We start from the raw sequence: 10,291 nt of genomic DNA, 5'->3' as shown, positions 1-10,291 counted from the left end.
GCGGCGGTCCTGCCGTTACGACGGGGCCGCCGTGGCGTTCGCGGGCAGGGTCCGAGCTGCTGGGGGCCGTGTTTCGGGCCCGGTCTCGGCGAAGCTTGCGAGCCGTTAATCGGGACAGCTCATACCCTGACATAGGGGTACGACATTCCCGGTCGACCGGTTCGCGGCCGGCCCGTGAACCGGTCGGAGGCGGTGCGTCCGTGCCGTCAGTCGGCCTCTAACGATCATGCGTTCGGCTTTCGCGCGCTAGCTGCGGTTGGGGCGGGTGGGCCCGCGTGGATAATGTGGGCTCGGAGAATAAGGAAGTACGAATGCCGAAGAGCCACACCCCCGGGGTGCCCAAACTGCTTCGCGTCCTGAACGACCAGGCCGCGCTGAAACTCCTGCTGGAGGACGGCCCCCAGACCCGCGCCCAGCTCGCCGAGCGGACCTCGATGTCCAAGGTCACCGCCTCCCAGATGATGGAGCGCCTCCAGAGCCGCGGCCTCGTCGAGGTCGTCGGCTCCAAGTCCGGCGGGCGCGGCCCCAACGCGTCCCTGTACGCGGCCGTTCCGGCCTTCACGTACGTCGTCGGTGTTGAGGTCGGCCCCGTGACCACCAAGGGCGCCTGCGCCGACTTCACCGGCCGCATCGTCGGCCGCGCCGAGATCGACGTCGAGCACTCGACCGACCCGGTGGCCGTGGTCCGCCGGGTCGTCACCGACTCCGTCGCCGACGCGGGAGTCGAGATGTCCAAGGTGCAGCGGATCGTCCTCGGCACCCCCGGCGTCATCGACCCCGCGAGCGGCGACATCGGCTTCTCCTGGAACCTCCCGGCCTGGCACCGCGGCCTGCGCACCGCGCTGAACGAGGAGTTCACCCCGGCCGTCGAGATCGAGAACGACGTCAACCTCGCCTGCCTCGCGGAGCAGCGCTCGGGCGGCGCCGGCGGGGCCACCGACTTCGTGTACGCGTGGTTCGGCGGCGGCCTCGGCCTCGGCGTCATCCTCAACGGGCAGCTGTACCGGGGCGCCAGCGGCGCGGCCGGCGAGATCGGCTTCCTGCCCGTGCCCGGGGGCGAACTGCCCACCGGCGGCGTCGTCACCCGCCTCTCCAAGGGCTCCTACCAGCGTGTCATCGGCGGTGACGCGGTCGTCGACATCGGCGCGAAGCACGGCTTCGAGGCCGCCGAACCCGGAGAGGTCCTGGCCGCGGCGATCGACGCGGGCCCGGAGGGCGCCGCGTGCCTGGACGAGATCGCCCGCGGCATCGCGCTCGGCATCGTCGCGGTCTGCGTCCTCCTCGACCCCACGGTGGTGGTCCTCGGCGGGCCCGTCGGCTACGCGGGCGGGCTCGAGCTCGCCGGCCGCGTCGCCGCCCAGACCTCCCAGCTCGCCCCCGTCAACCCGAGCGTGGTCGCGGGCTCGGTCATGGACGAGCCGGTCATGCGCGGCGCGATCCTGCACGGCCTCGACGCCGTCCGGGAAAGCCTCTTCGACTGATCGAGGCGGCTTTACGCGCGCCGCCCTGCAACATCAAACGAGACGCCGCCCGCGGAATCCGCGGGCGGCGTCTCGTCTACTCGCTCAATCGCTCAGGCGGTGATATGTCACGCGCCACGCATCACACGCCACCGCTCCGGGCTCCGGGCTCCGGGCTCCGGGCTCCGGGCTCCGGGCTCCGGGCTCCGGGCTCCGGGCTCCGGGCTCCGGGCTCCGGGCTCCGACCACAGTGGTATATCACGCGTGACGCGCTACCGCGCCAGCGCGGCTACGACACGTCGCGCCGCTGGAACGCCCAGGTCGCCAATGCCGCGAAGGCGAGCACGATCCCGCCCAGCAGCAGCCCGGCCTCACTCGAGGTGATCACCATGACGTCCGGGTACTCCGAGTACATGTCGCTCCAGTCCTGCAGCTCGATCTTCCCGTCGATCCACGCGGTCACCCACGTGTACAGGGACAACCGCTCCGAGAACGGCATCTGCATCGCCATGCCCGCGAACCGCACCAGCATGTCGCCCACGATCAGGTAACCGGCGATGATCCCGCCGGAGATCGCCGTGTGCCGCCCCAGCATCGCCAGCGACGCACCGAGCACGGTCATCGCGACCGACAGCAGGCCGGCGCGCGCGAGCTTCGGCAGGTTCTCGTCCCACCAGGCCGCATTCAGGGTGCCGACCTCCCCGCGCGCCGCCGCGGTCACGTACAGCAGCCCGAAGGCCAGCAGCAGCACCGCGATCACCGCCCCCGCGCACACCGCCGAAGCCGCACCGAGCTTCGCACCCCACACCTTCATCCGGTTCGGGTGCCACAGCAGCAGGTTCGCCAACCCGCCGCTCGACCACTCGGCGCCGATCGCCGAGGACCCGAGCATCATCATGATCAGGCCCGTGATGACCGCCGCGCCGATGAGGATCAGCGGGCTCTCCTCGGCGAAGTCGAACGTGTACGTGTAGATGAGGTCCTCGGCGGTCCACACGCCGAACCAGTCGGCGCACAGCTCCTCGTGGGTCATGTCCGCGTAGTACGGCTCGTCCTCGAGGTAGCCGTACTCCTCGGTGTCGAAGTACGCCTCGTCCTCCACGCACTCGTCGTACTCGTAGTTCTCCTCGTTCATCCGGTCCGCCTCGGCCTGCGCGTCGGCGAGCTCGGCCGCCGTCGGGCCCTTGCTCGACGTGAACCAGAAGACACCGGCCAGCACCAGCAGACCCGCCGCGGCGATGATCCCGAAGACCATCGACAGGCGGCGGCGCGCCAAGCGCCGCAGTTCGGCTTTGAACAGGTTCACCGCTCGGCCCCTTCAGACTCGACCTCGATGGAAACGACACCGTCGGAGACCGCCACGGGCGGACCCTGCGGCACCACCACCGACTCCCCGATCTGGACGGTCTGCCCCGGGACCGGCGCAGTGCCGGTCAGCTCCAAGAACACCGACTCGAGGTTCTTCGTCTCCATCCGCAGCTCGGACAGGTAGATCCCCGCGTCAGCGAGCGTCCTCGTCACCCACGCCGCCTCCGGCGCGCCCCTCACCACCAGCCGGTCGCGGTCGACCGCAGCCGACACCGCGGCCGCACCCGGCGAACCCGAAGCCGCCGCAAGGGCCTCGGCCGCCTCCGGTAGCGACGCCACATCCGGGAACCGCACCGTGAGACTCGAATCCCCGTGCCCCGCAATGATGTCCGCGACCTTTCCGTCGACGATCCGACGTCCCCTGGAGACGATCGTCATCGAATCGCACAACTGCTGCACCTCGGAGAGCAGGTGCGAGCTGACCACCACGGTCACACCCTGCGAATGCGCGAGCCACTGCAGCAGCTCCCTCATGTGGTGGATCCCGGCCGGGTCCAGCCCGTTCGCCGGCTCGTCCAGGATCAGCAGCTGCGGCTGCTTCAGCAGCGCCTGCGCCACCGCGAGCCGCTGCCGCATGCCCAGCGAGTAGCCCTTGACGGACGCCTTCGCGGCATCGCGCAGGCCCACCTGCTCCAAGACCTCCTCGACACGCGCCTTCGACACGCCCGCGCTCTCGGCGAGCAGCTGGAGGGTCAGGCGCCCGGAGAAGTGCTTGAAGAACTGCGGGGACTCCACGACCGCGCCGATCCGCCCGACGACCTCGGGAAGGCGGCGGGGGACCTCCTCGCCGAAGATCCGCATGGTCCCGCCGTCAACACGGATGAGACCGAGCAGGGCCCGCAGGGTCGTGGTCTTCCCGGACCCGTTGGGGCCCAGGAAACCGTGCACCTGGCCCGCGGCGACCTCAAGGTCGAGGCCGTCCAAAGCGTTGTGCGGCTGACGGAAGGCCCTCGAATAGGTCTTCCTCAGCCCCGATATCTCGATGATGGGGGGCATCTGCTCATTCCAGTCAGGACTTGCATGGTCAAAGTGCCCGGCCCCGCGAGCGGCGGCACCGGGGTCCGGCGTCTGATAGTTCAGACGCCGCCAAACGCGGCGTCGTTGCACGGCCCGGGCATTCACTCCAGACGCGCCGCCGGGCGTTCGCCCGTGTGTCGTAGCACCGCCGCCGAGGCCCGCCCGCGACCGATCGTCGGGGGCCCGTGGTTTCATTGACCCGTGGCTCAGTCTGAACGCGTCCTCGACCTGTCCGGCGTCACCGTGCGACGCGGCGGCAACCAGCTCCTCGACGGCGTCGACTGGCAAGTCGACGCCGCACAGCGCTGGGTCGTCCTCGGCCCCAACGGCGCCGGCAAGACGACGCTGCTCAACCTAGCGGCCGCCCGCAACCACCCCACCTCCGGCGTGGTCGAGATCCTCGGCGAACGCCTCGGCCGCGTCGACGTGTTCGAACTGCGCCCCCGCATCGGCCTCACCACCACCCAGGTCGCCGACGCCATCCCCAACGACGAGCGGGCGTTCGACGTCGTCCGCACCGCCGCCTGGGGCATGATGGGCCGCTGGCGCGAAGAGTACGACTCGCAGGACGACGAGCGCGCCGCCTCCCTCATGCGCTGGCTCGGCGTCGCCCAGCTCGCCGACCGCCTGTTCGGCACGCTCTCGGAGGGCGAGCGCAAGCGCGTCCTCATCGCCCGGGCGCTCATGACCGACCCCGAACTGCTGCTCCTCGACGAGCCCGCCGCCGGACTCGACCTGGGCGCGCGCGAAGCACTCGTGGCGACCCTCGCCGGCCTCGCCCGCGACGAGTCCGCACCCGCCCTGGTACTGGTCACCCACCACGTGGAGGAGATCCCGCCCGGGTTCACCCACGCGCTCGTCCTCTCCGGCGGCGGCGTGATCGCCGCAGGCCCGATCGCCGAGGCGCTCACCTCGGAGACCCTCTCGAAGGCCTTCGGCCTCCCGCTCACCCTCACCGCCCACGGCGACCGCTTCACCGCCACGGCCTCCTGACCGACCATCCGCGCCCCAACAGCGGCGCCAAATGCGAGCCGTAGTCGGGTCGCGCCGGAATGTCAGACCCGTGTGTCAGGGTATTGACTGCGCTCATTTACGGCTCGCAAGCGTCGCCGAGGCCGGGCCCGAAACACGGCCCCTAGCGGCTCGGATCCTGCCCTCGAAACGGACCCGAACACGAGCCTGATTCGCGCTGGCGCATTCGCCACCGCGGGCCAGGCGCGAACCAGCCGCAAGCATCGCCGGGCCTGAAACACGGCTCTCGGCGGCTCGGCCCGCCGCCGTGAAAACCGGCCTCAATGTGAGGTCGACTCCGGTCCGCGCGGATGTCGTACCCGCATGTCAGGGTGTATACCGGGGGCCCGGAACACGGCCCCCAGCGGCTCGACTCCTGCCCTCGTTTGCTCCGCCCGGAGGCTGCCCTCACACGCGCAGCGTTCGCCGGGCCTGGGCGGCCTCGGTTACGCTGGCCCGGTGAGATTTCGGTGGTGGCGTGCGACGGTCGTGACGGCCGTCGCCGTTTTCGCGCTCGTCTACCTCGCCGGCCTGACACGCCTGGGCGAGGCCGAGGCCGACCAGCTCCACCCGGTCCCCGTCCTCGCGGCCGACCCGGTGAACGAGCTCTCGGCGCTCCGCGCCGACGCGCCCATCGCCGGTGACGACCCCGCCGCAGCGCTCGAGACCGCGCTCGCCGACCCCGCGATCGCCGCCGAGCTCGTCGCCGCCGAACCGACCGCCGACTCCGGCGAACTCGGGGCGGCCCTCGCCGAGCTCCACGACGCCGGCGGCAGCCTCGACCCCCTCGAAGTGAACGCCTTCTACGACGGCCTCGGCGAGGACGCGACCGCCTGGCTCGCCGTCCTCTACCCGTCCATCGTCGCCGAGATGCCCGGCGCGCCGTTCGACGCCCGCATCACCGCGAACCAGCTCATCCTCAAGGCCACCACCGAGGCCTCCACCACGTACGACAGCCCGACCCGGCCGTGGACCGACGATGCCGAGCGGCCCGCCCGCGAGGAGCTCCAGGCCCTCGTCGGCACCGACCGGCAGTTCCTGTACCTCGACCCGTACAACAACAACGGCGACGGCTCCTGGATCGAGGTCGTCGGCGACCTCGACACGGCCGCGAACGTCGCGGTGCTCGTCCCCGGCGGTTCGGCCGTGCTCTCCAGCGAGAACTTCGAGCTCTACTACAACCGGGCCAAGTCGTTCGTCGACGCCGCCGACGGCGAACTCGCGGTCATCGTCTGGGCCGCCGCGTCCTGGCCCTCGGGCTGGGTCGAGGAGTCCTGGGCGTCCTGGTCGCAGGTCGCGGCCGAGAGCCTCGCCTCGTTCACGTTCGACGTGCGCAACCAGATCGGGAACGACACCCCGTTCACCCTCGCCGGCCACTCCTACGGCGGCGCGGTCATCGGCTACGCCGAGACCTACGACGTCGCCGCCGACCAGGTCCTCCACATCGCCTCGGCCGGCATGGGCAACGACGTGTACAGCCCCGCCGACTACACCGAGCCCTGCCGCCCCCGCTACTCGATCACCGGCCCGGGCGACCCGATCTCCTACGTCCAGGGCATGCCGTACGTGCCGCTCCTGGGCCACGGCGCCGACCCCGACGACTTCCCCGGCAACCGGAACCTCGTCACCGGCAACCTCTCCGACGACCCCGACGCCGTCGACGACTACGGCCTGCGCCTCTCCGACCAGGGCATCTCCGGGAAGCCCGTCGAAGGCGTCCACTCGCACTCGGAGATCTTCTACCCCGAGTCCGACGCCTGGAACAACATCTTCAAGGTCCTCATGAACGAGACCCCCGACCTCGCCGACGAGCAGCCCGAGGCCTACGAGCCCTGCTCGTAGCGAGGCGGGCCCGGGGTACGCGAAACGGGCGCGGCACGCACCGCGCCCGTCCCTTCAGGTCTCGCTAGTCCTGCTCGAGCAGCAGGCCCAGGTGCTTCTCCACCACCGGCAGGACCTCCGCGACAGTGACCTCCCGGCCCAGCTCCTGCGACAGGCTCGTGACGTCCGCGTCCGTGATCGCGCACGGCGCGATCCGCTCCCAGTAGCTCATGTCCGGGTTGCAGTTCAACGCGAAGCCGTGCATCGTGGTCGCCCACCGCACCCGCACGCCGATCGCGCAGATCTTCCGCTCCGGGCCCTTGTCGTCCTCCGGGAGCCACACGCCCGTGCGGTCGTGCATCCGCCCGCGCGCCGAGGTCACCCCGAACTCGTGGCAGACCGCCGCGATCGTGTCCTCGACCCGCCGCACGTACCCGACGACGTCGACCTTGTTGCGCATCTTCATGATCGGGTAGCCCACGATCTGCCCCGGCCCGTGCCAGGTGATCTGCCCGCCCCGGTCCACGGTGACCACGGGGGTGCCGTCCTGCGGCAGCGCCCACGTCTCGGTCCGCCGCCCGGCGGTGTACACGCTCGGATGCTCGAGGAGCAGCACGGTGTCGCCGATCTCGTCGTCGATCCGCCGCTGCTGCAGCGCCTTCTGGTAGTCCCAGGCTTCCTGGTAGTCCACCAGGCCGCGCCGTTCGACGGTGATCTTCCCGCCTGCGACGCTCGCGGTTCCCACGGTTGCGGTCATGGGGACGACATTAATCCGCGCCGCGCCCCCGCGGCCACCGGACGCCGGATGCGTCACGGTTGTTCCAGCGATGGGTCGTATCCGTTATGCCCTGGTCGTTCTTTATGATGCTGTTACTTAATTGCCGACTAGTTGCGGCTCTGGCCGCCCCGCTAACCGCGCGTGAGCTGTCACACTACTATTTCCAGGTACTCAAGCCAATCCGCTCGCCCCGCGCCAGTCGAGGGTTGCACACGACAACAGGGACACGAATGGAAGCAACGCAGCCGAAGGCACCGATGGTCAGCATCTCCGGCGTCAACAAGCACTTCGGAGACCTGCACGCGCTCAAGGACATCGACCTGACCGTGGAGGACGGCGAGGTGGTGGTCCTCATCGGACCCTCCGGCTCCGGCAAGTCCACCCTGTGCCGCACCATCAACCGGCTCGAAACCGTCGACTCCGGCGACATCACCGTCAACGGCAAGCCGCTCCCCGCCGAGGGCCGCGCGCTCGCGAACCTCCGCGCCGACGTCGGCATGGTCTTCCAGCACTTCAACCTGTTCGCGCACCTCACGGTGCTGCAGAACATCACGCTGGGCCCGATCAAGGTGCGCCGCACCCCCAAGGCGAAGGCCGAGGCCCGCGCCCGCCAGCTCCTCGAGCGCGTCGGCCTCGCCGAGAAGGCGGACGTCTTCCCGTCGCAGCTCTCCGGCGGCCAGCAGCAGCGCGTGGCGATCGCCCGCGGCCTGGCCATGGACCCCAAGCTCATGATGTTCGACGAGCCGACCTCCGCGCTCGACCCCGAGATGATCAACGAGGTCCTCGACGTCATGCAGGACCTCGCCCGCGAGGGCATGACGATGGTCGTGGTGACCCACGAGATGGGCTTCGCCCGCCGCGCGGCCAACCGCGTCGTGTTCATGGCCGAGGGCCAGATCGTCGAGACCGCCACCCCGGACGAGTTCTTCGACGACCCGAAGACCGCGCGCGCGCAGGACTTCCTCGCGAAGGTCATGACGCACTAGAGCCACCTGAAACCACCACACCGTTCGCCCTTTTAGGAAGGACACATCCGAATGCGCACGTCTTTCAAACGCACGAGTCGTAGAACCGTCGTCGCAGCGCTAGCTGCGGTGGCCATGTCGCTCGCCGCCTGCTCTGGCGAAGCCAGCCAGGACGCCGAGGAGCAGGAGTCGGTCGACGCCTCGGTCGGCGAGTACTCGCTGGGCCAGGCCGAGGCGATTCCCGCCGGCCTCATCCAGGAGATCCAGGACAAGGGCTTCATCACGGTCGGCGTCAAGTACGACCAGCCGCTCATCGGCCAGATGAACACCGCCACCGGCGAGGTCGAGGGCTTCGACGCCGAAATCGCCCGCCTGCTGGCCACCTACATCTTCGGTGAGGTCACCGAGGGCGACGACGGCAACCTCCGCTTCGTGGAGACGACCTCGCAGAACCGCGAGACGTACATCAACGACGGCACCGTCGACGTGGTCATCGCGTCCTACTCGATGTACCCGGAGCGGCTGACCCAGTTCGACTTCGCCGGCCCGTACTTCGAGACCGGCCAGAACGTCATGGTCGCCGCCGACAACACCGACATCCAGTCGGTGGCCGACCTCGCCGGCCGCGACGTGTGCATCGCGGAGGGCTCCGGCTCGATCGCGAACCTGGAGGCCGCGAACCCGGAGGCGAACATCACGCCGCTGGCCGACTACGCCGCCTGTGCCCTGGCCCTGGAGAACGGCCAGACCGAAGCGGTCAGCACCGACGAGACCATCCTGTACGGCTTCACCGTCGACAAGCCGGACGCCTACCGCGTCCTCGACTCCGCGAACATCTTCACCGACGAGCCCTACGGCGTCGCGATGCCCCTCGGCGAGACCGACGCCCGCAACTTCGTCAACGACATGATCGACGCGATCATCGCCAACGGCGACTGGCAGAAGGCCTTCGACAAGACCTTCGGCGCCGCCGGGATGCCCACCCCCGAGGCGCTCCCGGAACCCAACCGCTACTAGGTCCGCGACCGTTCGGTGAGGCGGGGGGGGGCGGGGGCCCCGCCCCCCCCCCCCCCCGGGGGGGGGGGGGCGCGGGTGTGGGCAATTTGGCCGCGGGGGCCCCCCCCCCCCCCCCCGCCCCCGCCCCGGGGGGGGGGGGGGGGGGGGCCCCCCCCCCCCCCCCCCCCCCGCCCGCCTTATGGAGGAGTCCGCTTGTTCGACAATTTCGCCTCGATGGCCGAAGCCCTGCTGGAGGGCGCGCGCATCACCGTGGTCGTGACGCTCGCCAGCTACGCCATCGCCCTCGCGATCGGCATGGTCCTGGTGGTCATGCACGTGAGCCCCGCCGCGCCGGCCCGCTGGGCCGCGAACGCCTACACCCAGCTGTTCCGCAACGTGCCGCTCCTGGCGGTCCTGTTCATCATGTACTTCGGCCTGCCGTCCATCGGCATCGAGACCACCTCCTGGGGTGTCGGCCTGCTCGGCCTGGGCATGTACACCGGGGCGTTCGCCGGCGAGACCCTGCGGTCCGGCATCAACTCGATCCCCCTCGGGCAGGCCGAGGCGGCCCGCTCGATCGGCCTGACCTTCGGGCAGTCGCTGCAGAACGTGATCCTCCCGCAGGCCTTCCGCGCGGTCATCCCGCCGCTGGGGTCGCTCCTGATCGCCCTGGTCAAGAACAGCGCCCTCGTGTACGCGGTCGGCATCACCGAGCTGTACTCGACCTCGCGGGGCCTGATCGACGACCCCCAGTCCCGGTACGACCTGTGGGGCGTCACGATCAGCGTGACCGTCTGCTACCTGGCGATCGCCTTTGTCCTCAGCTACCTCGTCCGGCTCGCCGAGCGGCGCGCCGCGTTCGTCCGATGAAGGCG

General features: G+C 70.3%; 9 protein-coding genes. 6 read left to right on the top strand and 3 right to left on the bottom strand.

Annotation, left to right across the window (positions count from 1 at the left end):
- Positions 1-311: 311 nt before the first annotated feature.
- Positions 312-1,481, top strand: a complete 1,170-nt coding sequence (locus tag O2L52_RS04875) for an ROK family transcriptional regulator (protein ID WP_270114205.1) — start codon at positions 312-314, stop codon at positions 1,479-1,481.
- 268 nt (positions 1,482-1,749) lie between these two features.
- On the opposite strand, the gene O2L52_RS04870 is transcribed toward O2L52_RS04875, so the two are convergent.
- Both O2L52_RS04870 and O2L52_RS04865 read right to left on the bottom strand, forming a co-directional pair.
- Entirely contained in the window at positions 1,750-2,766 is a 1,017-nt protein-coding gene (locus O2L52_RS04870; RefSeq protein WP_270114204.1) for an ABC transporter permease subunit, read from the bottom strand.
- Entirely contained in the window at positions 2,763-3,824 is a 1,062-nt protein-coding gene (locus tag O2L52_RS04865) for an ABC transporter ATP-binding protein (protein ID WP_270114203.1), read from the bottom strand. The genes O2L52_RS04870 and O2L52_RS04865 overlap by 4 nt, the downstream gene beginning before the upstream one ends.
- Before the next feature lie 222 nt (positions 3,825-4,046).
- On the opposite strand from O2L52_RS04865, the gene O2L52_RS04860 reads away from it, so the two are divergent.
- Together O2L52_RS04860 and O2L52_RS04855 are read left to right on the top strand one after the other, a co-directional pair.
- Positions 4,047-4,838 carry an ABC transporter ATP-binding protein gene (locus O2L52_RS04860; RefSeq protein ID WP_270114202.1) on the top strand — a complete coding sequence of 264 codons (792 nt, stop codon included), beginning with the start codon at positions 4,047-4,049 and terminating at the stop codon, positions 4,836-4,838.
- Positions 4,839-5,315: 477 nt separating this feature from the next.
- Entirely contained in the window at positions 5,316-6,698 is a 1,383-nt protein-coding gene (locus O2L52_RS04855) for an alpha/beta hydrolase (protein WP_270114201.1), read from the top strand.
- Positions 6,699-6,762: 64 nt separating this feature from the next.
- On the opposite strand, the gene lipB is transcribed toward O2L52_RS04855, so the two are convergent.
- The gene (lipB, locus tag O2L52_RS04850; protein ID WP_270114200.1) at positions 6,763-7,434 is read right to left on the bottom strand and encodes a lipoyl(octanoyl) transferase LipB; all 672 of its coding nucleotides are present in this window, start codon (positions 7,432-7,434) and stop codon (positions 6,763-6,765) included.
- A 251-nt stretch (positions 7,435-7,685) separates the two neighbouring features.
- On the opposite strand from lipB, the gene O2L52_RS04845 reads away from it, so the two are divergent.
- From O2L52_RS04845 to O2L52_RS04835, 3 genes are all read left to right on the top strand, one after another.
- Positions 7,686-8,441: an amino acid ABC transporter ATP-binding protein gene (locus tag O2L52_RS04845; RefSeq protein ID WP_270114199.1), complete on the top strand. Its 756-nt coding sequence runs from the start codon at positions 7,686-7,688 to the stop codon at positions 8,439-8,441.
- Between the two features lie 51 nt (positions 8,442-8,492).
- Entirely contained in the window at positions 8,493-9,437 is a 945-nt protein-coding gene (locus O2L52_RS04840) for a glutamate ABC transporter substrate-binding protein (protein ID WP_270114198.1), read from the top strand.
- 192 nt (positions 9,438-9,629) lie between these two features.
- Positions 9,630-10,286, top strand: a complete 657-nt coding sequence (locus O2L52_RS04835) for an amino acid ABC transporter permease (RefSeq protein WP_270114197.1) — start codon at positions 9,630-9,632, stop codon at positions 10,284-10,286.
- Positions 10,287-10,291: the final 5 nt, after the last annotated feature.

Origin of the sequence: Glycomyces algeriensis (assembly GCF_027622855.1) — a bacterium.
In the GTDB taxonomy this organism is placed as follows: domain Bacteria; phylum Actinomycetota; class Actinomycetes; order Mycobacteriales; family Micromonosporaceae; genus Glycomyces; species Glycomyces algeriensis.
Note: the sequence above shows the minus strand (reverse complement) of the source record. Positions and strands in the feature narration are given on the sequence as shown.

Coding starts and splice junctions, on each gene's coding strand:
- O2L52_RS04875 (WP_270114205.1), top strand. CDS start 312: ATGCCGAAGAGCCACACCCCCGGGGTGCCCAAACTGCTTCGCGTCCTG.
- O2L52_RS04865 (WP_270114203.1), bottom strand. CDS start 3,824: ATGCCCCCCATCATCGAGATATCGGGGCTGAGGAAGACCTATTCGAGG.
- lipB (WP_270114200.1), bottom strand. CDS start 7,434: ATGACCGCAACCGTGGGAACCGCGAGCGTCGCAGGCGGGAAGATCACC.
- O2L52_RS04845 (WP_270114199.1), top strand. CDS start 7,686: ATGGAAGCAACGCAGCCGAAGGCACCGATGGTCAGCATCTCCGGCGTC.
- O2L52_RS04840 (WP_270114198.1), top strand. CDS start 8,493: ATGCGCACGTCTTTCAAACGCACGAGTCGTAGAACCGTCGTCGCAGCG.